General features: G+C 71.8%; 19 protein-coding genes. 4 read left to right on the top strand and 15 right to left on the bottom strand.

Annotated elements, in window-relative coordinates; all coding sequences use genetic code 11:
* Positions 1-336 precede the first annotated feature (336 nt).
* Positions 337-1,596 (bottom strand): tyrosine--tRNA ligase, encoded by a 1,260-nt coding sequence (gene tyrS / locus Pta02_RS32125; RefSeq protein ID WP_203878747.1) that lies wholly within the window; start codon positions 1,594-1,596, stop codon positions 337-339.
* A 154-nt stretch (positions 1,597-1,750) separates the two neighbouring features.
* Here tyrS and Pta02_RS32130 point away from each other — a divergent pair, with 154 nt between their 5' ends.
* Both Pta02_RS32130 and Pta02_RS32135 read left to right on the top strand, forming a co-directional pair.
* Positions 1,751-2,068 (top strand): hypothetical protein, encoded by a 318-nt coding sequence (locus tag Pta02_RS32130; protein WP_203878748.1) that lies wholly within the window; start codon positions 1,751-1,753, stop codon positions 2,066-2,068.
* Between the two features lie 11 nt (positions 2,069-2,079).
* On the top strand, positions 2,080-2,937 hold the full coding sequence (locus Pta02_RS32135; RefSeq protein WP_239131391.1) for a DNA glycosylase AlkZ-like family protein: 858 nt from the start codon (positions 2,080-2,082) through the stop codon (positions 2,935-2,937).
* Between the two features lie 149 nt (positions 2,938-3,086).
* Here the strand turns inward: Pta02_RS32135 and Pta02_RS32140 are convergent, their stop codons facing one another.
* The 9 genes from Pta02_RS32140 to argC all read right to left on the bottom strand — a co-directional run bounded on the left by Pta02_RS32140 (position 3,087) and on the right by argC (position 12,365).
* The gene (locus Pta02_RS32140; protein WP_203878750.1) at positions 3,087-3,818 is read right to left on the bottom strand and encodes a DNA-3-methyladenine glycosylase; all 732 of its coding nucleotides are present in this window, start codon (positions 3,816-3,818) and stop codon (positions 3,087-3,089) included.
* Positions 3,800-5,218 (bottom strand): argininosuccinate lyase, encoded by a 1,419-nt coding sequence (gene argH / locus Pta02_RS32145; RefSeq protein WP_203878751.1) that lies wholly within the window; start codon positions 5,216-5,218, stop codon positions 3,800-3,802. The genes Pta02_RS32140 and argH overlap by 19 nt, the downstream gene beginning before the upstream one ends.
* Positions 5,219-5,309: 91 nt before the next feature.
* The gene (locus Pta02_RS32150) at positions 5,310-6,506 is read right to left on the bottom strand and encodes an argininosuccinate synthase (RefSeq protein ID WP_203878752.1); all 1,197 of its coding nucleotides are present in this window, start codon (positions 6,504-6,506) and stop codon (positions 5,310-5,312) included.
* Between the two features lie 63 nt (positions 6,507-6,569).
* On the bottom strand, positions 6,570-7,076 hold the full coding sequence (locus Pta02_RS32155; protein WP_203878753.1) for an arginine repressor: 507 nt from the start codon (positions 7,074-7,076) through the stop codon (positions 6,570-6,572).
* Positions 7,073-8,002, bottom strand: coding sequence for an ornithine carbamoyltransferase (argF, locus tag Pta02_RS32160; protein WP_203878754.1), 930 nt, complete (start codon positions 8,000-8,002; stop codon positions 7,073-7,075). The genes Pta02_RS32155 and argF overlap by 4 nt, the downstream gene beginning before the upstream one ends.
* Positions 7,995-9,143: an acetylornithine transaminase gene (locus Pta02_RS32165; protein WP_239131404.1), complete on the bottom strand. Its 1,149-nt coding sequence runs from the start codon at positions 9,141-9,143 to the stop codon at positions 7,995-7,997. The genes argF and Pta02_RS32165 overlap by 8 nt, the downstream gene beginning before the upstream one ends.
* Positions 9,144-9,172: 29 nt before the next feature.
* A complete protein-coding gene (gene argB / locus Pta02_RS32170) occupies positions 9,173-10,135 on the bottom strand; it encodes an acetylglutamate kinase (protein WP_203878809.1) in 963 nt (320 codons plus the stop codon).
* Positions 10,136-10,191: 56 nt separating this feature from the next.
* The gene (gene argJ, locus Pta02_RS32175) at positions 10,192-11,346 is read right to left on the bottom strand and encodes a bifunctional glutamate N-acetyltransferase/amino-acid acetyltransferase ArgJ (RefSeq protein WP_203878756.1); all 1,155 of its coding nucleotides are present in this window, start codon (positions 11,344-11,346) and stop codon (positions 10,192-10,194) included.
* Entirely contained in the window at positions 11,343-12,365 is a 1,023-nt protein-coding gene (argC, locus tag Pta02_RS32180; protein ID WP_203878757.1) for an N-acetyl-gamma-glutamyl-phosphate reductase, read from the bottom strand. The genes argJ and argC overlap by 4 nt, the downstream gene beginning before the upstream one ends.
* A gap of 265 nt (positions 12,366-12,630) precedes the next feature.
* Here argC and Pta02_RS32185 point away from each other — a divergent pair, with 265 nt between their 5' ends.
* A complete protein-coding gene (locus Pta02_RS32185; protein ID WP_203878758.1) occupies positions 12,631-14,292 on the top strand; it encodes a class I adenylate-forming enzyme family protein in 1,662 nt (553 codons plus the stop codon).
* A gap of 109 nt (positions 14,293-14,401) precedes the next feature.
* Positions 14,402-15,667 carry an MFS transporter gene (locus Pta02_RS32190; protein ID WP_239131392.1) on the top strand — a complete coding sequence of 422 codons (1,266 nt, stop codon included), beginning with the start codon at positions 14,402-14,404 and terminating at the stop codon, positions 15,665-15,667.
* Here Pta02_RS32190 and Pta02_RS32195 read toward each other — a convergent pair.
* The 5 genes from Pta02_RS32195 to pheS form a co-directional block, all read right to left on the bottom strand.
* The gene (locus Pta02_RS32195; RefSeq protein WP_203878759.1) at positions 15,592-16,212 is read right to left on the bottom strand and encodes a hypothetical protein; all 621 of its coding nucleotides are present in this window, start codon (positions 16,210-16,212) and stop codon (positions 15,592-15,594) included. The genes Pta02_RS32190 and Pta02_RS32195 overlap by 76 nt on opposite strands.
* 128 nt (positions 16,213-16,340) lie before the next feature.
* Positions 16,341-18,050: a Calx-beta domain-containing protein gene (locus Pta02_RS32200; RefSeq protein ID WP_203878760.1), complete on the bottom strand. Its 1,710-nt coding sequence runs from the start codon at positions 18,048-18,050 to the stop codon at positions 16,341-16,343.
* Between the two features lie 341 nt (positions 18,051-18,391).
* Positions 18,392-18,637 carry a hypothetical protein gene (locus Pta02_RS32205; protein WP_203878761.1) on the bottom strand — a complete coding sequence of 82 codons (246 nt, stop codon included), beginning with the start codon at positions 18,635-18,637 and terminating at the stop codon, positions 18,392-18,394.
* A 79-nt stretch (positions 18,638-18,716) separates the two neighbouring features.
* Positions 18,717-21,233, bottom strand: coding sequence for a phenylalanine--tRNA ligase subunit beta (gene pheT / locus Pta02_RS32210; protein ID WP_203878762.1), 2,517 nt, complete (start codon positions 21,231-21,233; stop codon positions 18,717-18,719).
* The gene (gene pheS, locus Pta02_RS32215; RefSeq protein ID WP_239131405.1) at positions 21,233-22,273 is read right to left on the bottom strand and encodes a phenylalanine--tRNA ligase subunit alpha; all 1,041 of its coding nucleotides are present in this window, start codon (positions 22,271-22,273) and stop codon (positions 21,233-21,235) included. The genes pheT and pheS overlap by 1 nt, the downstream gene beginning before the upstream one ends.
* Positions 22,274-22,373: the final 100 nt, after the last annotated feature.

Here is a 22,373-nt window from a genome sequence, read left to right on the forward strand (position 1 = left end):
GAGGCAACCCTCTAAACTTACCGTGCCATTCGGCCCATGTCCAATCAGCCGATTTCCCGGCGACATGCACAGAGGACGAACACCAAGGTTCGTTCGTAAGAGGGGGCTGGCCCTGGGGCCCGTCCGCCATGAGGCGTCCGGCTCGCTCCCGGGCATGAAAACCATAAGCCGCCTCCGAACCGTCGTCAAATCAACCGCCATGATCAAAAGCGCAGGTCAGCCCGGATCCCCTGCAAGACGGCCGTTCTCCGCTATCAGAACGTTACTCCCGCGACGACGAACGCCCCGGCCGCAGCCGGGGCGTTCAGGTGTCGGTCGGTCAACGGGCACCGCAGGTCAGACGACCTCGACGGCGCCGAACGTCTTGCCGCGCCGCAGGACCAGGTAGCGGTTGTGCAGCAGATCCTCCTGCGTCGGCACGTATGCCTCGTCGGTGACCTTGACGTTGTTGAGGTAGGCGCCGCCCTCCTTGACCGCGCGACGGGCGGCGGACTTGGAATCCACCAGACCGCTCTCGGCGAGCAGGTCCACGAACGACGCCCCCAGCCCGGGCACCTCCGCGCGCGGCACCTCGGCCAGGGCCGCCCCGAGCGTGTGCGCCGGCAGCTCCTGCAGCGATCCGCGACCGAACAGCGCGGCCGAGGCCGCGATCACCGCGGCGCACTCCTCCGCCCCGTGCAACAGCGTGGTCAGCTCCTCGGCCAGCGCGCGCTGCGCCTCGCGGGCGAAGGGCCGCTCGGCCACGGACTTCTCCAGCGCCTCGATCTCCTCGTGGGACTTGAAGCTGTAGATCTTCAGGAACTTCACCACGTCGCGGTCGTCGGCGTTCAGCCAGAACTGGTAGAACGCGTACGGCGAGGTCATCTCCGGGTTGAGCCAGACGGCGCCGCCCGCGGTCTTGCCGAACTTGGTGCCGTCGGCCTTGGTGATCAGCGGCACGGTCAGCGCGTGCACGTGGTCACCGGTCACCCGGCGCACCAGATCGGTGCCGGCGGTGATGTTGCCCCACTGGTCGCTGCCGCCGATCTGCAGCGAGCACCCGTGCCGCCTGTACAGCTCCAGGTAGTCGTTGGCCTGCAGGATCTGGTAGCTGAACTCGGTGTAGCTGAGCCCCTCACCCGCCAGACGCGCCGAGACCGACTCGCGGGCCAGCATGCGGTTGACCGGGAAGTGCTTGCCGACGTCGCGCAGGAACGCGATCGCGGACATGCCATCGGTCCAATCGAGATTGCTGACCATGAGCCCGCGCTCCGGGTCGGACAGGTCCAGGAACCGCTCCACCTGCACCCGGATGCGCGCGACCCACTCGGCCACGACCTCGGTGGAGTTGAGCGAACGCTCGGTGCTGCGGCCGCTGGGGTCACCGATCAGACCGGTGGCGCCGCCCACCAGGCCGATGGCGCGGTGCCCGGCCCGCTGGATCCGGGCCAGGGTCAGCAGCGGCACCAGGTTGCCCACGTGCAGAGAGGGCGCGGTCGGGTCGAAGCCGCAATAGACCGTGATCGGACCCTCGGCCATCTTCGCCCGCAGGGCGTCGATGTCGGTGGACTGCGCGATCAGCCCGCGCCAGGCGAGGTCATCCAGAATGTCGGTCACGATTCTTGCTTTCCAATGTTCTCGAGGGTCTTGTACGGCTTCGCGGTACAGCCTGCCCGATTCCGGCATCGTTGCGCCACTCGAAACCGTCCCCGGCGCACGGGAAAGAGCAGTGACAGCGGAAAAACGATCTGGTACGGCTGGGCCGGACGGCATGGCGATCGGAGTGGTGCTGATGAGCGGCGTGGTCACCGTGGACAGGGCTCGATGGCTGGGCTTCAGGTGGCGGCGGCACGGCCTGGCCGGCCGGTCCCGCGAGAGCACGCTCGACGACCTGCTGTTGCTGGGGGTGCAGGACAGCCGGCAGGCCGGCGCCAAGCAGTCGCTGATCCAGCGCACGGACGGCATCCCCACGGACAGCAGTCCCACCGATGGCGCCTCCGCGGGCGACACCCGCGCAGACAGCACCCGCACGGACGGCACCAGGACGACGAGCGTCGCGGACGCGATCTCCGCGCGGGCCCCCTGGTGAGCATGTGGTCCGTGCGCGGGGCACCGCATGCGCACCGCCCGGCCCACCTGGACTTCGTGCGCGACGCGCTCGCCCCCCGGGAGTCGGACGACGGCGGGGCCGACTACGTCCGGGCGGTCGAGGAGGTGGCCGCCGCCCTCGGCGCCGTGGTGACCGCTCCCCTGCCGAAGCCGGAGGCGAGCAGCCGGGTTACCGGTCGCGTACCGGCCTCGCTGGTGGAGTGGTGCCCGCGGTGCGAGGCGGACCACGTCCCCGACGCGTTGTTCCGCGCGGCCGGGCGTCAGGCGCGGATCGTCCTCGGCCCCGGGGAGCAGCGCACGACCGTGCTGCACCCGCCTCCCGAGCACCGGCAGGAGAAGATCGACCATCCGCGTACGGCGTTGCTGGACGCCTACTTCCGGGTGAACGGCCCCACCGGCAGGACCGTGTTCCGCGACTGGATGGGCGGCGACGTCGCGGCCGCCACCGGCCTGTGGCGGGAACGGGCCGGTGACCTGGTCGGGGTCCGGGTCGGCGACCGGCGCTGCGACCTGCCCGAGGCTCTCCTCGACGCGGTGCGGGAGGCGCCCGAGCCCGAGGGGGTCGCCCTCCTCCCGCCGAACGATCCCTACCTGCGCCAGGTCGACCGGACCCTGCTCGTCCCGGACGGCGACCGGCGCCGGCAGGTGTGGCGGGCCCTTTCGGGGCCGGGGGCGCTGCTCGTCGACGGCGAGGTGGCCGGCATCTGGCGCTACCGCCGTACCGACCGCGAAGTGACGATCACCCTCTTCGGCGCCCTGTCGTCCGTGCGGCGCGCGGAGGCCGAGCAGAGCGCCCGCCTCGTCGCCGAGGCGACCGGCGACGACCCGCCGGACGTCACCTGGGACTGAGCCTCCGGCATACGGGCTGCCGTACGGGCCCACACCGGACGCGCCCACACCGCGCAGACCCGCGCCATACGGGCCCACGCCGCTCAACGGCCATCCGTAACCGGATGCCGACCGTGACGGCCCCGGCCCGCCTCGCGTCGTCACGGCGATCAGGTCCGGCGGCGCGGGACGTGCGGCCGGTACGGCGAGACCGTGGGGTCACCGGCGATCCAGAACCGCCAGGGCGTCTCCTTGCCCGCCGAGACCCCGGTGCGCGGCCCCGACCTGATCAGGCCCGCCTCGGGAGGCCGCCCTTCCAGGACGGCCACCGCCCCCGGCCCGGACCGCTCCGCTCCGCCGTACGAGCCGTTCCCGGCCTCCTCCGCCCCGCCGGGCGGGCAGGCGTCGGTCCCGTTGTGCTCGCGGGTGAAGCCGAGCGCCACGGCCAGACGCGCCGGTCCGCGTGCCAGGTCCCTGGCGGGGACGGTACGGCCGGCGCCGGTGCTCCGGCGGGCCGTGGCGGTCTCGATCCCGGCGACCACCTCTCCGGCCCGCAGCAGCACGCCCGAGCCGACCCCGTCGGGAAGGCAGACCAGGTTCGCGCAGAAGTGCATGCCGTAGGTGAAGTAGACGTACACGTGACCGGGCGGCCCGAACATCACCGCGTTGCGCGGCGTGAGGCCCCGGTAGGTGTGGGCCGCAGGGTCCTCCCCCGGCAGGCCGTACGCCTCGACCTCGGTCAGCCGCACCGCGACGGGCCCGTGCACGATCACCCGCCCCAGCAGGTCCGGGGCGACCTCGTGCGCGGGCCGGTCGAAGAAGGAGCGGGGCAGCCGGGCGAGCCCGGGACCGGACCCGGCGGGCCCGGTCCCCTCCTGCCGCCTCAGTTCCCGCTCGCCCATGCGGCCTGACCGTCGACGGTCTCCCGCAGGGCGGTCAGCTGGTCGCGGACCCGGTCGGGGGCCGTGCCGCCGTGGGCCTTGCGGGCCGCCAGCGCGCCCGGCACCGACAGGACCTCGCGCGTGTCGGGGGTGAAGTGCGGCGAGACCTTCACGAGCTCGTCGTCGGTGAGCTCGTCGAAGTCCTTGTCGTTGACCTGGCACCAGACCACCAGGTGGCCGACCGCCTCGTGGGCCTCGCGGAACGCCACGCCTCTGCGGACCAGCAGCTCGGCCAGGTCGGTGGCGAGGGCGAACCCGTCGGGCGCCGAGGCCTCCAGCTTGGCGGTGTTGACCCGCATCGTGGCGACCAGGCCGGCCATCGCCGGGAGCACCAGCAGCAGGGTGTCGACGGAGTCGAACACCGGCTCCTTGTCCTCCTGCAGGTCGCGGTTGTAGGTCAGCGGCAGGCCCTTGAGCGTCGTCAGCAGCGACATGAGGTTGCCGATGAGGCGACCGCTCTTGCCGCGGGCGAGCTCGGCGACGTCGGGGTTCTTCTTCTGCGGCATGATCGAGGAGCCGGTGGAGTAGGCGTCGTCCATCTCGATCCAGCGGAACTCCTGCGAGGCCCACAGGACGATCTCCTCGCCCAGCCGCGACAGGTGGGTGCCGACCATCGCCGCGCAGAACAGGAACTCGGCGGCGAAGTCGCGGTCGGCGACGGCGTCCATCGAGTTGGGGGCCGCGGAGTCGAAGCCGAGCTCGGCGGCGACGGCCTGCGGGTCCAGCGGGAGCGAGGAGCCCGCCAGCGCGCCGGAGCCGAGCGGGGAGACCGCCGCCCGCCTGTCCCAGTCGCGCAGCCGGTCGATGTCGCGGGCGAAGGCGTGCACGTGCGCCAGGAGCTGGTGGCCGAAGGAGACCGGCTGGGCGTGCTGCAGGTGGGTCATGCCGGGGGCGGCCGTCTCGGCGTGCTCCTCGGCCTGGCTCATCAGCGCGGTCTCCAGCTCCACCAGCCGGGACACGATGTGCCGGACGTGGTCGCGCAGGTACAGCCGCAGGTCGGTGGCGATCTGGTCGTTCCTGGACCGGCCGGCGCGGAGCTTGCCGCCGAGCGTGCCCAGGCGTTCCAGCAGGCCGCGCTCAAGTGCGGTGTGCACGTCCTCGTCGGCCACGGTCGGCCGGAACTCGCCCGCCTTGCAGGCCCGCTCCAGGTCGTCCAGAGCGCCGATCATGCGCTCCAGTTCCTCCTGCGTGAGCAGTCCCGCGCGGTTCAGCACCCGGGCGTGCGCCCGCGAGGCCAGCAGGTCGTACGGCACCAGCCGCCAGTCGAAGTGCACGCTCACCGAGAGCCTGGTCAGCGCGTCGGCCGGACCCCCCTCGAACCGGCCGCCCCACAACCTCATCGGCTTGCCACCATCAGTCACCGTCGTTCTCCCTCCCAGTTCAATCCGCGACCCTACGGGATGTCCGGCCGGCCCGCCCTCCGGCGTGCTGGTCATGGACATCCCCACCCGTTCAGAGCCGCCGGTCACGCGCGGCCGCGATCTTCGAGGGCAGGCTCCACAGCTCGACGAAGCCCTTGGCCAGCGACTGGTCGAAGGTGTCGCCGGTGTCGTAGGTGGCGAGGTTGAAGTCGTACAGCGACGTCTCCGAGCGCCGGCCGGTGACCGTGGCGCGGCCGCCGTGCAGGGTCATCCGGATCTCGCCGGTGACGTGCTCCTGGGCCTCGGCGATGAAGACGTCCAGCGCCCTCTTCAGCGGGGAGAACCACAGGCCGTCGTAGACGAGCTCGCCCCAGCGCTGGTCCACCGACCGCTTGAAGCGGGCCAGGTCGCGCTCGACGGTGACGTTCTCCAGCTCCATGTGCGCGGTGATCAGCGCGATGGCGCCGGGCGCCTCGTAGACCTCGCGCGACTTGATGCCGACGAGCCGGTCCTCGACCATGTCGAGCCGGCCGACGCCCTGGGCGCCGGCGCGCCGGTTCAGCTCGGAGATGATCTGGAAGGGGGTCAGCGCCCGCCCGTCCAGCGCCGCCGGGACGCCCCTGACGAAGCTGATGATCACCTCGTCGGCCTCGCGGGGCTCGGCCGGGTCGGCGGTGTAGGCGTAGACGTCCTCGATGGGGCCGTTCCAGATGTCCTCCAGGAAGCCGGTCTCGACGGCCCGGCCCCAGAGGTTCGCATCGATCGAGTAGGGGTTCTTCTTGCTGGTCTCGATCGGGAGGTTCTTCTCCTCGGCGTAGGCGATGGCCTTGTCCCGGGTCCACGCGTAGTCGCGGGCGGGGGCGACGACCTTCAGCTCGGGGAAGAGCGCGGCCAGGCCGGCCTCGAAGCGGACCTGGTCGTTGCCCTTGCCGGTGCAGCCGTGCGAGACGTGCGTGCCGCCGAACTCCTTGGCCGCGGCGGCCAGGTGCTTGACGATCAGCGGCCGGGACAGCGCGGAGACCAGCGGGTAGCGGTCCATGTAGAGGGCGTTGGCCTGCAGCGCGGGCACGCAGAAGTCGGCGGCGAACTCCTCGCGCGCGTCGACGACGACGGACTCGACGGCGCCGCAGTCGACGGCCCGCTTGCGGATGACCTCCATGTCCTCGCCGCCCTGGCCGACGTCGACGGCCACGGCGATGACCTCGGCGCCGGTTTTCTCGGCGAGGAAGGGGATGGCAACTGAGGTGTCGAGGCCCCCGGAGTAGGCGAGGACCACCCGGTCAGTCATGTCTTTGCTCCAAGTCTTCGTTCGTTCGAGGGACTGCGCCGGGACCGGCCCGCGGATCGCGGGCTAGCTACGTCGGTCGGCCAGGCGCAGCAGAGCCTCGGCCACGGCGGCCCCGCCCGTCGGGTCGCGGCTGATGACGAGGATCGTGTCGTCGCCGGCCACCGTGCCGAGGATGGACTCCCAGTCGGCGTGGTCGATGGCCGAGGCGAGGAACTGCGCGGCCCCCGGCGGGGTGCGCACGAGCACCAGGTTGGCCGACGCGTCGGCCGAGACGAGCAGTTCCTCGGCCAGACGGCCGAGCCTGGCGGCGGGGGTCTCCCCGCCGCCGAGGCGGGCCAGCGGTATGCGGCCGCCGCCCTCTCCGGGAAGGGCGTAGACCAGGGAGCCGTCCTCCGCCCGGAGCTTGAGCGCCCCGAGCTCGTCCAGATCGCGCGAGAGGGTGGCCTGGGTGACCTCCACCCCGCTCTCGGCCAGCAGCTTGGCCAGTTCCGGCTGGGACCGGACGGGCCGGCGCTGCAGCAGCTCGGCGATCCGCGCCTGGCGGGCCACCTTGGTCATGGGGATCATCATGACGATTCCCCCGCCGACGCCAGCCAGTGCAGCAGGGCCTTCTGGGCGTGCAGGCGGTTCTCCGCCTGGTCCCACACGAGGCTCTGCGGGCCGTCGATGACGTCGGCGGTGATCTCCAGACCGCGGTAGGCGGGCAGGCAGTGCAGCACGATCGCACCGGGCGCGGCGGCCGCCGTCACCCCGGCGTTCACCTGGTACGGCATGAGCGCGGCGACCCGCTCGTCCTTGCCGTCCTGACCCATGGACACCCAGGTGTCGGTGGTGATCACCTCGGCTCCGGCCGCGGCCGCGGCCGGATCGTCGGCCACCGAGACCTCGGCACCGGTCTGCGCGCCGATCTCGGCGGCCCGCGCCAGGACCGCCGGGTCGGGCCGGTAGCCCTCGGGGGCGCAGATCCGCACGTTCATCCCGGCGGTGGCGCCGCCGAGGAGGTACGAGTGGGCCATGTTGTTGGCGCCGTCGCCGTAGTAGGCCAGCGTCAGCCCGGCGGTCCTGCCGAAGCGCTCACGGACGGTCTGCAGGTCGGCGAGGATCTGGCAGGGGTGGTAGGAGTCGGTGAGAGCGTTGACCACAGGGACGGAGGAGGTTGCGGCCATGGCCTCGATCCTCTCTTGTCCACCGGTCCGCCACACGATTGCCGCGACCTGGCGCTCCAGGACTCGGGCGGTGTCCTCGATCGACTCGCCCCGGCCCATCTGGGAGGAGCCGGCGTCGAGCACCAGCGGCAGGCCGCCGAGCTCGCCGATGCCGACGGAGAAGGAGACCCGGGTGCGGGTGGAGTGCTTGTCGAACAGGACCGCGACGGTCTTGGGGCCCTCGAAGGGGCGGTAGCCGTACCGGTCCTTCTTCATCGCGTCGGCCAGATCGAGCACCTGCGCCTGCTCGGCGGGCGTCAGGTCGTCGTCTTTGAGGAAGTGTCTAGTCATGGGAGGCCTCGTCGAGGATCGCGGGGAGCGCGGTCACGAACGTCGCGACCTGCGCGGAGGTGATGACCAGCGGCGGCGCGAGCCGTACCGCGTCCGGCTGCAGGGCGTTGACCAGGAACCCGGCCCGCTGGGCCGCGGCCTGGACCTGGGCGGAGCGGGGGGAGGTCAGCACGATCGCCCGCCACAGGCCCCGGCCGCGCACCCCCTTGAGCAGCGGGTGGTCGACGGCGGCGATGCCGTCGGCGAGCTCGGAGCCGACCGCGCGGACGTGCTCCAGCAGGCCCTCGCCGTCGATGGTGTCGAGTACGGCGAGCGCGGCGGCGGCCGAGACGGGGTTGCCGCCGAAGGTGGAGCCGTGGTCGCCCTTGGCGAAGATCGTGCCGGCGGCGCCGAAGCCGACGCAGGCGCCGATCGGCATGCCGCCGCCCAGGCCCTTGGCCAGCGTCAGGATGTCGGGCAGCACGCCCTCGTGCTGGTGGGCGAACCAGTGGCCGGTCCTGCCGATCGCGGACTGGATCTCGTCGGCGACCAGCAGCGCCCCGGCCGCGGTGCAGATCTCCCGGGCGGCGCGGAAGTAGCCGTCCGGCGGGGGCACGACCCCGGCCTCGCCCTGGGTGGGCTCCAGGAAGACGGCGGCGCACTCGTCGGTGACGGCGTTCTTGAGGGCGTCGGCGTCGCCGTACGGCACGAAGCGCACGTCGACCGGGAACGGGCCGAACTGGTCGCGGATCGAGGGCTTGCCGGTCAGCGAGAGCGCGCCCATGGTCCGGCCGTGGAAGGCGTTCTCGGCGGCGACGAAGTAGGTCCTGCCGGTGGTCTTGCCGTACTTCAGCGCCAGCTTGAAGGCGCACTCGTTGGCCTCGGTGCCGGAGTTGGCGAGGAAGACCCGGCCCTGCCCGCCGAGCAGGCCGAGCAGGCGCTCGGCGAGCAGCACCTCGGGCTCGTGCAGGAACAGGTTGCTGGTGTGGGCGATGGTGGCGACCTGGCGGGAGACGGCCTCGCCGAGCGCGGGGTGGGCGTGGCCCAGGGAGCTGACCGCGATGCCGCCGATCATGTCGAGATAACGGTTGCCGTCGACGTCCCAGACCTCGCAGCCCTCCCCGCGGGCCAGCGCCACCGGGGGTACGCCGTAGTTGGGCATGAACGCGGCTTCGAACCGGTCGTACAGGCTCACGTGTCGCTCCCCTTCAACTTGATGGTGGCGGTCAGCCTGCGCTTGACCAGCTCGGGTACGGCGGCCGCCGGGGCGGCGGCGGACTCGTCGGGCAGCACCATGGTGCCGATGCCCTCGTCGGTGAAGATCTCCAGCAGTACGGCGTGGGGCACCCGGCCGTCGAGCACGTGGGCCTGGGGCACGCCGCCCTGCACGGCGTTGAGGCACGCCTCCATCTTGGGCACCATGCCGCTGGACAGGCCGGGCAGGAGGTGCTCCAGCTCGCCGGCGGTGAGGCGGCTGATGACCTCGTCGCTCTCGGGCCAGTTGCGGTACAGGCCCTCGACGTCGGTCAGGACGATCAGCTTGGAGGCCTGCAGCGCCACGGCCAGCGCGGCGGCGGCGGTGTCGGCGTTGACGTTGTAGACGGTGCCGTCCTCGCCGCGGGCGACCGAGGAGACGACGGGGATGCGCCCGTCGTCCAGCAGCGCCTGCACGGCTCCGGCCTCGACCCGGACGATCTCCCCGACCTGGCCGATGTCCACCGGGGCGCCGTCGACGACCGCGTGCTTGCGGACGGCGGTGAGCAGGTGGGCGTCCTCGCCGGACATGCCGACGGCCAGCGGGCCGTGCCGGTTGATCAGGCCGACCACGTCGCGGTTGACCTGGCCGACCAGGACCATCCTGACGACCTGCATGGCCTCGGGAGTGGTGACCCGCAGGCCGGCGGTGAAGGTGGACTCGATGCCCAGCCGGTCGAGCTGGGCGTTGATCTGCGGGCCGCCGCCGTGCACGATGACGGGCTTGAGCCCGGCGTAGCGCAGGAAGACGACGTCGTCGGCGAACTTCTCCCGCAGGTGCTCCTCGGTCATCGCGTTGCCGCCGTACTTGATGACGACGGTGGCGCCCTGGAAGCGGGCCAGCCACGGCAGCGCCTCGATCAGGGTGGCGGCCTTGGACAGGGCGGCGTCGGCCCTCATCCCGTCGGCGGCCGCTCCGTTGCCGGTCGTTCCGTTGCCGGTCGTTCCGTTGCCGGTCATGACGAGTACGCCGAGTTCTCGTGGACGTAGGCCGCGGTGAGGTCGGTGGTGTGGATCGTCGCGGAGTGCGGCCCCGCCGACAGGTCGACGGTGATCGTCACATCGCGGGGGCGCAGGTCCACCTTGGAGCGGTCGTCGCCGGCCGCGCCGCCCCGGCAGATCCACACGCCGTTGATGGCCACGTTGAGCCGGTCGGCCTCGAAGACGGCGTCGGTCGTGCCCACCGCCGACAGCACCCGGCCCCAGTTGGGGTCCTCACCGTGGATGGCGCACTTGAGCAGGTTCGAGCGGGAGACGGCGCGGCCGACGGTGACGGCGTCCTGTTCGGAGGCGGCGCCGATGACCTCGATGGCGATGGCCTTGGAGGCGCCCTCGGCGTCCACCAGGAGCTGGCGGGCCAGATCGGCGCAGACCTCGGTGATCTTCTTCTCGAACTCGGCGAGGTCCGGGACGACGCCGGAGGCGCCGCTGGCCAGCAGCAGCACGGTGTCGTTGGTGGACATGCAGCCGTCGGAGTCGAGCCGGTCGAAGGTGACCCGCGTCGCCTTGCGGAGCACCGCGTCGAGCTGCTCGGAGGTCAGCTCCGCGTCGGTGGTGATCACGCACAGCATGGTGGCCAGGGCCGGGGCGAGCATGCCCGCGCCCTTGGCCATGCCGCCGACCATGTAGCCGCCGTCGCCCCGCTTGAAGGAGATCTTCGAGACGGTGTCGGTGGTGCGGATGGCGTCGGCGGCGGCGAGGCCGCCGTCCCGGCTGAGCTGGGAGGCCGCGATGTCGACCCCGTCGAGCAGGGTGTCGATCGGCAGCCGCTCGCCGATCAGGCCGGTGGAGCAGACCGCGATCTCGCCGGCCGAGTCCTCCAGCACGGCGGCGACCTTCTCGGCGGTGGCGTGGGTGTCCTGGAAGCCCACCGGGCCGGTGCAGGCGTTGGCGCCGCCGGAGTTGAGGACGACCGCGCGGACCCGGCCCCCGGCCAGCACCTGCGCCGACCACAGGACCGGGGCGGCCTTCACGCGGTTGGCGGTGAAGACGCCGGCCGCCGCGCGGGAGGGGCCGTCGTTGACGACGAGGGCGAGGTCACGGGCTCCGGCGGCCTTGATGCCGGCGGCGATGCCCGCGGCCCGGAAGCCGAGGGGGGCGGTCACGCTCATGGGGCGACTCCGTTGACGGGAAGACCGAGCTCTTCTGGCAGGCCGAGGGCGAGGTTGGCGCTCTGGATCGCGCCCCCCGCGGTGCCCTTGGTCAGGTTGTCGATGGCGATGACGGCGACGACACGTCCGGCGCGCTCGTCCAGGGCGACCTGGAGGGCGGCGGTGTTGGCGCCGAGGGTCATGGAGGTGGCCGGCCAGCGCCCCTCGGGCAGCAGACGCAGGAACGGCTCGTCCTTGACGGCGGCCTCGTAGGCCTCGCGCAGGGCCGCGGCGGTCAGGCCCGGCGTGGCGGGGGCCGTGCAGGTGGCCAGGATGCCGCGGCTCATCGGGGCCAGCGTCGGGGTGAAGGAGACCTTCACCGGTCCTCCGGCCACGGCCGCCAGGTTCTGCTCCATCTCCGGGGTGTGGCGGTGCACGCCGCCGACGCCGTAGGCGCTGACGGAGCCCATGACCTCGCTGCCCAGCAGGTTCTGCTTGAGGGAGCGGCCCGCCCCGCTGGTGCCGCTGGCGGCGACCACGACCACGTCGGGCTCGGCCAGGCCGGCGCCGAAGGCGGGGAACAGGGCCAGGGTGACGGCCGTGGGATAGCAGCCGGGGACGGCGATCCTGCGGGTCCGGCGGAGCTCCTCGCGCCGGCCGGGCAGCTCGGGCAGGCCGTACGGCCAGGTGCCGGCGTGCGCGCCGCCGTAGAAGTGCTCCCAGGCGGCGGGGTCGGACAGGCGGAAGTCGGCGCCGCAGTCGACGACCAGGGTGTCGTCGCCGAGCTTCTCGGCGATCTCGGCGGACTGACCGTGCGGAAGCGCGAGGAAGACCAGATCATGACCGCCCAGCGTCCCGGCGGTGGTGTCCTGCAGGATACGGTCGGCCAGAGGGGCCAGGTGGGGCTGGTGCTCCCCGAGCGCGGTGCCCGCGCTGGATCCGGCGGTCAGGGCGCCGATCTCGATCTCGGGGTGGGACAGCAGCAGGCGCAGGAGCTCACCCCCGGCGTAGCCGCTGGCGCCGGCGATGGCGGCTCTCATCCGTCCTCCCGTGTCTGCATATTCATGCGTTGTTGCTCATAAGCTTTCTAGAGAGATTATGCATGTAGCAGGATCTTCATGCAAACGGGGTATACCGGAAGGAAGGATGCTCCCCCGGTGAAGGCCGGGGCGGAGGGTAGGACAGAACACAGGTCTGCGCATGGTCATACAGCGTAATGTTTCGTGATATTTCAGCCCTGTTGCACGTACCTACCGGTCGGTATCGTGACGTTTCCGGTCCTTCCACACCCGGGGAGTAGAACGCATGACTGTCACTCACGACCAGGTCCAGGCCCAGCTCACCGGCCCCGGACAGCTGTTCGAGATGGAGGAGGTCCCCGGCCACGGCGGCACGGTCAGGACCTGGAAGCACGCGCCCGTGCACTTCCGGGCCCTCCTCGAGATCAGCCGGTTCCACGGTGACAAGGTCTTCCTGGCCTACGAGGACGAGCACATCACCTACGAGGAGCACTTCCGCCGGGCGGCCACGCTGGCGCGGCGGCTGGTGGAGGAGTACGGCGTGGGCAAGGGCGACCGGGTCGCCATCGCCATGCGCAACTACCCCGAGTGGGTCATCTCCTTCTCCGCGGCACTGGCCGCCGGGGCGATCGCCGTACCGCTCAACGCCTGGTGGACCCAGCAGGAGCTGGAGTTCGGACTGTCGGACTCCGGGGCCAAGGTGCTCATCGCCGACGGCGAGCGCGCAGCCAAGCTCGCCGCGTCCGGCCCGGCTCTGATCGTGACGCGCGGCGAGGTCCCCGAGGGCGCCCGGGGGTTCCAGGACGTGCTGGGCGAGGTGGCGGCGGACGTGACGCTGCCGGACGTGGAGCTCTCCCCCGACGACCCGGCCACCATCTTCTACACCTCCGGCACCACCGGCGTGCCCAAGGGCGCGCTCGGCAGCCACCGCAACCTCGGCCAGTCCCCCATGACCGTGGCCTACAGCATGCTGCGCGCCGTGGTCCGGGCCGGCAAGGACCCGGGCGAGGCCGCCGGCCAGCGCCGCGTCACCCTGCTGACCGTGCCGCTGTTCCACGTCACCGGCTGCTTCGCGGTGATGACCACCACGATGTTCAGCGGCGGCGGCCTGGTGCTGATGTACAAGTGGGACGCCGGGCGGGCCCTGGAGCTGATCGAGCGCGAGAAGGTCACCGTCTTCAGCGGCGTGCCCACCAACGTCTGGCAGCTGCTGTCCCACCCCGACCTGGACAAGCACGACGTCTCCAGCCTCGCCTCCCTGGGCTACGGCGGCGCCCCCGCCCCGCCCAAGCTGCTTGAGCGCATCACCGAGCAGCTGCCCAGCCGGGCGCCCTCCAACGGCTACGGCATGACCGAGACCACCGCGCTGGCGATCAACAACAGCGGCTCGGACTATCTGGCCAAGCCCGACAGCATCGGCCTGCCGATGCCCGTGGTCGACGTCAAGATCGCCGACCCGATGGGACAGGAACTGCCCGCCGGAGAGGTCGGCGAGCTGTGCATGCGCGGCCCGAACGTGATCCTGGGCTACTGGAACCGCCCCGCGGCCACCGCCGAGACCATCGTCGGCGGCTGGCTGCACACCGGCGACCTGGCCCGCATGGACGAGGAGGGCTTCGTCTACATCGTGGACCGGGCCAAGGACATGGTCATCCGCGGCGGCGAGAACGTCTACTGCGCCGAGGTGGAGGCCGCGCTGTTCGAGCACCCGGCGGTGGACGACGCCGCGGTGATCGGCATCCCGCACGACGAGCTGGGCGAGGAGGTCGGCGCGGTGGTCCGGTTGAAGTCCGCGGCGACCCCCGAGGAACTCCAGGCGTTCCTGCGCGAGCGGATCGCGGCGTTCAAGGTGCCGGTCAGGTTCTGGGTCCGCGAGGCGGAGCTGCCCCGCAACCCCGGCGGGAAGATCCTCAAGACGCACCTGCGCAAGGAGGTCCTCGGCGCCTGAGCCGGGTACGGCCCGCCCGATATTGGTTTGCTTTCGGGCGGGCCGCCACCGAAACTAGCTGTTCGTGCCCGAAAATCCCGATCGATCGTTCAGGTCCCTGCTCCGCCGCATGCGGATGGACCTGAGCCCCCTGCGCGACTCCCGTGACTTCCGGCTGCTGTTCGGCTCGGGAGTGATCGGGATGTTCGGCACGTTCCTCACCGTGGTGGCGGTCCCGCTGCAGATGAAGCAGCTCACCGGCTCATCCCTGGCGGTCGGTCTGGTCAGCGCGGCCGAGTTCGTACCGATGGTGATCTGCGGCCTGTGGGGCGGCGCCATCGCGGACGCGATGGACCGCCGCAAGATCATCCTCTACACCGAGGTGGGCCTCTGCCTCACGATCGCGATCCTGCTGGTCAACGCGCTGTTGCCGAACCCCCACGTCTGGGTCCTGTACGTCGTGGGCGCACTGTCGGCCGGTCTCGGCAGTCTGCAGCGGCCCAGTCTCGAATCGCTCATGCCCCGGGTCGTCCGGCACGACCAGCTCACCGCGGCCGCCGCGCTCAGCAGCTTCCGCTGGAACCTCGGTGCGATCATCGCCCCGGGCCTCAGCGGCCTGATCGCCGCCTCGTACGGCGTCGCGACCGCCTACGCGATCAACGTGGTCACCTTCCTGGCCTCGCTGGTCCTGCTCTGGCTGGTGAAGGCCCCGCCGCAGGCCGAGGACGCCCCGCCCGCCTCGCTCAGCGCGCTGGCCGACGGCGTGCGCTACGCCGTAAGCCGCCCCGACCTGATGGGCACCTATCTGGTGGACATCGCCGCGATGGTCTTCGCCTACGCCGTGGCGCTCTATCCGTTCCTGGCCGACCAGCTCGGCGCCACCCACGCTCTGGGCCTGTTCTACTCCGCCGCGGCCGTCGGCTCGCTGATCGCCTCGGTCACCTCCGGCTGGACCGCCCGCATCCACCGGCACGGCATGGGAGTGATCGTCGCCGCCCTCGTCTGGGGCCTGGCCGTGGCGCTGGCCGCCCTCATGCCGAACATGTGGGGCGTCCTGGCCTGCTTCGCGCTGGCGGGCGCCGCCGACATGATCAGCGGCGTCTTCCGGGCCACGATCTGGAACCAGACCATCCCCGACTCCTACCGCGGCCGCCTGGCCGGGATCGAGCTGCTGTCCTACACCAGCGGCCCGATGCTGGGCAACGCCCGCGCCGGTCTGATGGACCACCTGGGCGGCACCCGCTTCTCCCTGGGCGCCGGCGGCCTGCTGTGCATCGGCGCGGTCACCGCCCTGGCCGGACTCCTGCCGAAGTTCCGCAACTACGACGCCCTCACCGACGAGCACGCCGTCCGCGAACGCACCCGCCGCGAGGAGCTCGCCAAGACCGCGGTCTGAATGGGGCTCACCGGCGAAGTACGCGCCCACGGTCCTGGCGAGCTCCTCGCGGCGGGCCATCGCTGCCTGGCGTAGATGGGGGCCGCGACCGCCAGCCCGAGCGCGAATCCGGTGAAGGACAGGCCGATCAGGGGAAGTTCCCACGATGGCAGCCCCGCGCTCTCCGTCGCCTCCCAGTCTTCTCGCGCCGGCAGGAGAGACGCGGGGAGGAGCGGGATCATCGAGACCAGGAAGCCCATGCCGATCCACGCGGGCAACAGCAGCAGCCATGCGGGGATCCGTTCGCCCCACCGCCGGCCCAGCGCCAGGCCGAGCAGGATCGCCACACCCGCCATGCCGACGGTCATGCCGTTGATCGCCGCCCAGTTCAACGTGCTCCAGGCACCGCCGTGGAGACCTCCGCCGCGCAGGCCCTCCACCGTCCAGAAGATCTTGATGACGAAGTACGGCAGCATCGCGAGAGCGGCTCCGTACGCCGCGACTCTCCGCACCGTCGTCCAGCGCCGCCCCAACTCACCGATACCCGGCGCATCTGGAATCCGCATGCGCCTGATCATCGTCAGGCTTCGCTGTGAGGACCCTGAGTGAGGCTGTGAAGATCCTGAGCGAGGCCCCGCGAGACGGCGGCCGGCGGCGCCCCGCAACCCGTCGAGGAGGGGGCGCCGCCGACCGGTCAGCGGATGACGTGGACGGCCGCCCGCACGGTGTCGGCCTGTGCGGCGTCACCGGCCGGGGCCGCCGAGACGGCGACCTGCTTGACCGAGCCGATCTCGATGTCGGGAGAGATCAGCATCTGGATGCGGATCCGCCGGTGCGCACCGGCCGCCAGCTTGACCCGCAGACCGTCGGCCGAACGCAGGGCGGCGGTGACGTTGCTGCGGCCCGCGTAGTAGCGCACCCGCAGGCCGGACGGCGCGGCGCCGCCCTTGACGGTGATGGTGGCCCTGGCGGTGCCGTCGTTGGCGATACGGACGTAGAAGGTGCGCAGGCTGACGGGCCGGCGGCCGAGGGCGACGGCACCGGCGTGCCCGGCGACGCCGAGGTCGCGGTGCACGGTGGCCGTCGCGGTCTGGGCCGCGGCGGAGGTTCGGCCGTAGAGGTTGTCACCGGTGTAGCCCGAACCGCTGGTCCTGATCAGGGTGTCGACCTTGGGGACCTTGGGGGCCTTCGGCGCCTTGGGAGCGGTTCCCGGTGAAGCGGGCGAGTCGTTGTCGGTGACGGTGACGGTCATCGCGCTCTGCGGGCCCAGTTCCGTGCCGGGACTGGGTGTCGACAGGGTGAGGGTGAGCGTCTCATCGCCTTCGCGCAGGCCGTCGTCGGTGACGGTCAGCGCGATGTCGGCGGTGCTCTGACCCGGCGCGAAGGACACCGTGCCCGGCGGAAGGGTGACGTCGGAACCGTCGGCGCTGCCGCCGGTGACCGCGTAACCGACCGTGGAGGTGAAAGCGGTCACGGTGCGGGTGAGCGACACCTGGACGGTGCCGGCTTCCTCGCCGAGCGTCGTGCTCGCCTGGGTGAAACCGACTGTTGAAGGCTGCGACAGTGCCAGGTTGTACAAGCCCCCTGCGGCGATCTGCGTCACACCGGCCAGGCTGGCGGGAACGATGGTCTGACCGTAGGTGTTGTCGCCCCAGCCCACGACGGTGCCGTCGCTCTTCAGCGCCAGGCTGTGTTCGTATCCGGCGGAAATCTGAACCACGCCGGTCAGAGCGGCAGGCAGGGTGCTCTGCCCGTAGGTGTCCTGGCCCCACGCCACGATCGTGCCGTCGCTCTTCAGCGCCAGATTGTGGTTGTATCCGGCGGCGATCTGCGTCACGCCGGACAGACCGGGCGGCACATCCACCTGGTGGAAGCCGTTATGGCCCCAGGCCACGACGGTGCCGTCACTCTTCAGCGCCAGACTGTGGGCGTATCCAGCGGAAATCTGAACCACGCCGGACAGACCGGCAGGTACGGCGAGTGGCACGTGGGCGAAGCCACCCCACGTCACAACGGTGCCGTCACTCTTCAGCGCCAGGCTGTGGCTGTCGCCGGCGGCGACTTGGATCACACCGGTCAGACCGGGCGGCACGGCGGCCTGACCGAGGGAGTTGTCGCCCCAGGCCACGACGGTGCCATCACTCTTCAGCGCCAGATTGTGAGCGCCGCCGGCAGCGATCTGCGTCACGCCGGTCAGACCGGGCGGCACGGCGGTCTGACCGACGGAATTGTCGCCCCAGGCCACGACGGTGCCATCACTCTTCAGTACCAGGCTGAAGTCGTATCCTGCGGAAATCTGGGTCACGCCGGTCAGGCCGGCGGGCACATTGGCCTGACCTCGGCTATTGGCACCCCAGGCCACGACGGTGCTGTCGGCGGCGGCCGAGGCCGAAGCCGCGGTCAAGGGGAGCAGGACGGCCAGGCTCGTCAGCAGGGCGGTCAGCAGGGCGGGGATCCGCAGCCGGGCGCTCGTACGGCGTGGGCCGGAGGGTTGCGGGACCCTCGGTGAAGTGTTCATCGATGCTTCCGTGCAGTCGTGACAGGGACGGCGACGACCTGTCGGCGATACTGCGGAAGGTCGGCCATCTCTTCGCATCGTCCGGATCACGGCCGACATGAGGAACCACGGTGTGGGATACGCCCATCCGGTGGGCGCCACGCCTTCTCAAGAGGGCCCGGAACCCTTTGATGATCACGCGGGACACAGAACCCGCAACGGGCAGCGGAGCCGGACGGGGGCCGGGCTCAGTCGGTCTCGCGCCAGCCGTCGTACTCCTCGGCGAGCTCGTCCAGACGCGCCAGTTCCTCCCGGGACAGGGCGCCGTCGGGGTCCTCGACGACCACGACCCACTGGGCGTCCTCGGCGTCGTCCTCACCCGCCAGGGTCTCCCGTACGACGGCGGGCGCCTCCAGCTCGGGGAGCCGGTCTGCCACCGTCTCGGCGACCTCCTCGGCGTCGTCGCGATCGGCGAACACCAGCAGGTACCTCATCTCGTCCTTCCTCTCGTCCTGCGGTTCACACAGGGAAAAGGCCCCGGCGGTATGTCCGCCGGGGCCTCCTCTGCCGTGCTCAGGCGCCGCGGAGCTGGGCGCCGGTGCGCTCGGCGGCCAGGGCCACGGCGGCCTCGCGGGCCGCGGTGGTCTCCTCGACCGTCAGCGTGCGGTCCGGCGCCCGGAAGCGCAGGGTGCAGGCCAGGGACTTGTTGCCCTCGCCGACCTGCGCGCCGGTGTAGACGTCGAACAGCCGCAGGGACTCCAGCAGCTCGCCCGCGCCCTCGCGCAGCGCCGCCTCGACCTCGGCGAACGGGACGTCCGCGCCGACGATCAGCGCGACGTCCTGGGTGGCGACCGGGTAGGCGGAGACCGGGGGGGCCTGCGCCGGGCCGGGCAGCACGGCCTCCAGCCGGGTCAGCTCCAGCTCCATCGCGCAGGTGCGCGGCGGCAGGCCGTACGCCTCGATGACGCGCGGGTGCAGCTCGCCGGCGTGGCCGGCCAGGGTGTCCCCGGCGTACAGCGCGGCGCAGCGGCCCGGGTGCCAGGGCTCGTGCCGGTCGGCGCGGACCGTCAGCTCGACGCCCGCCTCGCGGGCGACCGTGCGGGCCGCCTCGACGGCGTCGGCCCAGGTGGCCGGGCGGCCCTTGCCCCACCAGCCGGAGCGCTCGAACTCGCCGGCCAGCACCACGGCCACCCGCCGGGGCTGGTCGGGCAGCGCGGCCTCGATCGAGGCCAGCTCCTCCCGGGTCGGGCGGCGGTCCACTCCGAGCACCGGGGCCTGCGCGGGCGCGTCCGGCGCCGGCCGGTAGACCAGGCCGGTCTCGAACAGCGCCACGTCGCCGAAGCCGCGGCCCACGTTGCGCACCAGGGTCTTCAGCAGGCCCGGCAGCAGCGTGGTCCGCATCAGCGGCTCGTCCTCGCTGAGCGGGTTCGCCAGCCGTACGGCGCGGCGGCGGGCGTCGCCGGCGGGCAGCTGCAGGTTGTCGAAGTCGCGCTCCCCGACGAAGGGGTAGGCCAGGACCTCGACGTAGCCGGCGCCGGCCAGCGCCCGGCCGACCCGGCGGCGCAGCCGCTGGCCCTCGGTGAGCCCGGCCCCGGCCGGCGCCGCGGGCAGGATCGAGGGCAGGTTCTCGTAGCCCTCGAGCCGGATGACCTCCTCGGCGAGGTCGTTTGGGTCGGTCAGGTCGGGCCGCCAGGAGGGCGGGGTGACCGTCAGCATGTCGTCGCCGGTCACCGCGAGCAGGACCGCCATCTCGTCGGCCGGGGCGACGGCACCGCTCTCGACGGTGCAGCCGACCTGCTCCAGGCGGCGGACCACGGTCTCGCGGTCGTAGTGCGTCCCGGCGACCTTGCCGGGGTGGTCGCTCGGGATGGAGATGCGGACCGGCTCGGCCGGGATCTCGACGTGGGTGACGCCCGGCCGGATCGCGCCGCCGCCCAGCTCGGTCAGCAGCCGCACCGCGCGCCAGGAGGCGTACAGCGGCAGCTCCCGGTCCACGCCCCGCTCGAAGCGCTTGGACGCCTCGCTGACCAGGTTGTGGCGGCGGGACATGCGCGCGATCCCGCTGGCCGAGAAGTGCGCGGCCTCGATGACGATCTCGGTGGAGTCGTCGGAGATCTCGGTGTGCAGGCCGCCCATGGTGCCGGCCATGGAGATCGCGCCGGACCCGTCGGTGATCAGGACGTCCTCGGGGTTGAGCGGGCGCACGACGTGGTCGAGCGTCTCCAGGGTCTCCCCCGGCTGCGCCCGGCGCACCACGATCTCGCCGGTCAGCTTGGTGGCGTCGAAGGCGTGCAGCGGCTGGCCCAGCTCCAGCATCACGTAGTTGGTGACGTCGACGGCCAGCGAGACCGGGCGCATGCCGGCGCGCGTCAGCCTGGCCCGCAGCCAGAACGGGCTCGGCGTGTGCGGGTCGAAGCCGCTGACGGCGCGCAGCACGAAGCGGTCGCACGCCGTCGGGTCGGCGATCGAGGCCGGGTGGGACGGCTGGGACTCGGCCGGCGGGGAGACGTCGGCCGGGTCGCGGAACGGCACCTCGAAGGCGGTGGCGACCTCGCGGGCCACGCCCCGGATGGACAGCGCGTAGCCGATGTCCGGGGTGATCTCCAGCTCGATGACGTCCTCGCGCAGGCCGAGCAGCTCGACCACGTCGGCGCCGATGGGCGTGCCCTCGGGCAGCACCATGATGCCGGAGTGGTCCTCGCCCAGGCCCAGCTCGCGCTCGGAGCAGATCATGCCCTCGGACATGCGCCCGTAGGTCTTGCGCGCGCCGACCTCGAAGCCGCCGGGCAGCACGCCGCCGGGCAGCACGACCGGCACCCGGTCACCGGCGACGAAGTTGGTCGCGCCGCACACGATCTGGCGCGGGGCGGCCTCGCCCACCTCGACCTGGCAGTGCCGGATGGGCTTCTTGAAGCCCTCCAGCTCCTCGATGGACAGCACCTCGCCGACGACGACGTTCTTGACGTCGTGGCCGTAGGAGGTGACGGCCTCCAGCTTGAGGCCGGCGGCGGTGAGCTTGTCGGCGATCTCGTGGGCGGTGACGGCGGGGAGATCGACATACTCCCGCAGCCATGAAAGCGGGACCTTCATCAGACCTCCATTCCGAACGGGAGCGTGAAGCGGACGTCTCCCTCGACCATGTCGCGCATGTCCTCGGCGTTGTGGCGGAACATCAGGGTGCGCTCGATGCCCATGCCGAAGGCGAAGCCGGAGTAGCGCGCCGGGTCGACGCCGCAGGAGATGAGCACGCGCGGGTTGACCATGCCGCAGCCGCCCCACTCGATCCAGCCCTCGGACTTGCAGGTACGGCACGGCGGGTTGCCGGGCACGGCCGAGGCGCCGCGGCACACGAAGCACTTCAGGTCCATCTCGGCCGAGGGCTCGGTGAACGGGAAGTAGTTCGGCCGGAACCGGGTGGTGATGCCCTCGCCGAACATGACCTCGGCGAAGCGGTCCAGGGTGCCCTTGAGGTGGGCCATCGTCAGGCCCTCGTCGATCGCCAGGCCCTCGACCTGGTGGAAGACCGGGGTGTGGGTGGCGTCGAGCTCGTCGGTGCGGAACACCTTGCCGGGCGAGATCACGTAGACCGGCAGCTCACGGCCGAGCAGGGCGCGGATCTGCACCGGCGAGGTCTGGGTGCGCAGCACCTTGCCGGAGTCGACGGACTCCACGAAGAAGGTGTCGTGGTCGGAGCGCGCCGGGTGGTCGGGCGAGATGTTCAGCGCGTCGAAGTTGAACCACTCGCCTTCCAGCTCGGGCCCCTCGGCCACCTCGTAGCCCATCGCGACGAAGGCGTCGGCGATGCGCTCCTGCAGCGTGGTCAGCGGGTGCCGGGCACCGCGCGGGGCGCGGTCCCAGGGCAGCGTGACGTCGACGGTCTCCTCGACCAGGACGCGCTCGTCGCGCTCGGCCTCCAGCTGGACCTGGCGTTCGGCGAGCGCGTCGGCGATGGCCTTGCGGGCGCCGCCGACGCGTTTGCCCGCCTCGGCGCGGGCCGCCGGGGGCAGCGCGCCGATCTCACGGTTGGCCAGGGCGATCGGCGAGCGGTCACCGGCGTGCGCGAGCCGTACCTGCTTCAGTTCGTCGAGATCGCGCGCCGCCTTGATGGCGTCGAGCGCGTCGGCCTGCATGCGCGCCACCTCGTCGGCGTGCAGCGGCGTCACCTCGACCGGGTCGTAGTTAGACAAGAGAGAGCTCCGAATCCAGGGCCTAAGCGGCCATGAGTCTATC

This window comes from Paraplanobispora takensis (assembly GCF_016863195.1).
In the GTDB taxonomy this organism is placed as follows: Bacteria; Actinomycetota; Actinomycetes; order Streptosporangiales; family Streptosporangiaceae; genus Planobispora; species Planobispora takensis.

Excerpts from the sequence above, each read along its gene's own strand:
- Pta02_RS32130 (WP_203878748.1), top strand. The coding sequence starts at position 1,751 with ATGGCGATCGGAGTGGTGCTGATGAGCGGCGTGGTCACCGTGGACAGG.
- Pta02_RS32140 (WP_203878750.1), bottom strand. The coding sequence starts at position 3,818 with ATGGGCGAGCGGGAACTGAGGCGGCAGGAGGGGACCGGGCCCGCCGGG.
- Pta02_RS32150 (WP_203878752.1), bottom strand. The coding sequence starts at position 6,506 with ATGACTGACCGGGTGGTCCTCGCCTACTCCGGGGGCCTCGACACCTCA.
- Pta02_RS32155 (WP_203878753.1), bottom strand. The coding sequence starts at position 7,076 with ATGATGATCCCCATGACCAAGGTGGCCCGCCAGGCGCGGATCGCCGAG.
- argF (WP_203878754.1), bottom strand. The coding sequence starts at position 8,002 with ATGACTAGACACTTCCTCAAAGACGACGACCTGACGCCCGCCGAGCAG.
- Pta02_RS32165 (WP_239131404.1), bottom strand. The coding sequence starts at position 9,143 with ATGCCCAACTACGGCGTACCCCCGGTGGCGCTGGCCCGCGGGGAGGGC.
- argB (WP_203878809.1), bottom strand. The coding sequence starts at position 10,135 with ATGAGGGCCGACGCCGCCCTGTCCAAGGCCGCCACCCTGATCGAGGCG.
- argJ (WP_203878756.1), bottom strand. The coding sequence starts at position 11,346 with ATGAGCGTGACCGCCCCCCTCGGCTTCCGGGCCGCGGGCATCGCCGCC.
- argC (WP_203878757.1), bottom strand. The coding sequence starts at position 12,365 with ATGAGAGCCGCCATCGCCGGCGCCAGCGGCTACGCCGGGGGTGAGCTC.
- Pta02_RS32185 (WP_203878758.1), top strand. The coding sequence starts at position 12,631 with ATGACTGTCACTCACGACCAGGTCCAGGCCCAGCTCACCGGCCCCGGA.
- Pta02_RS32190 (WP_239131392.1), top strand. The coding sequence starts at position 14,402 with ATGCGGATGGACCTGAGCCCCCTGCGCGACTCCCGTGACTTCCGGCTG.
- Pta02_RS32195 (WP_203878759.1), bottom strand. The coding sequence starts at position 16,212 with ATGCGGATTCCAGATGCGCCGGGTATCGGTGAGTTGGGGCGGCGCTGG.
- Pta02_RS32205 (WP_203878761.1), bottom strand. The coding sequence starts at position 18,637 with ATGAGGTACCTGCTGGTGTTCGCCGATCGCGACGACGCCGAGGAGGTC.
- pheT (WP_203878762.1), bottom strand. The coding sequence starts at position 21,233 with ATGAAGGTCCCGCTTTCATGGCTGCGGGAGTATGTCGATCTCCCCGCC.
- pheS (WP_239131405.1), bottom strand. The coding sequence starts at position 22,273 with ATGCAGGCCGACGCGCTCGACGCCATCAAGGCGGCGCGCGATCTCGAC.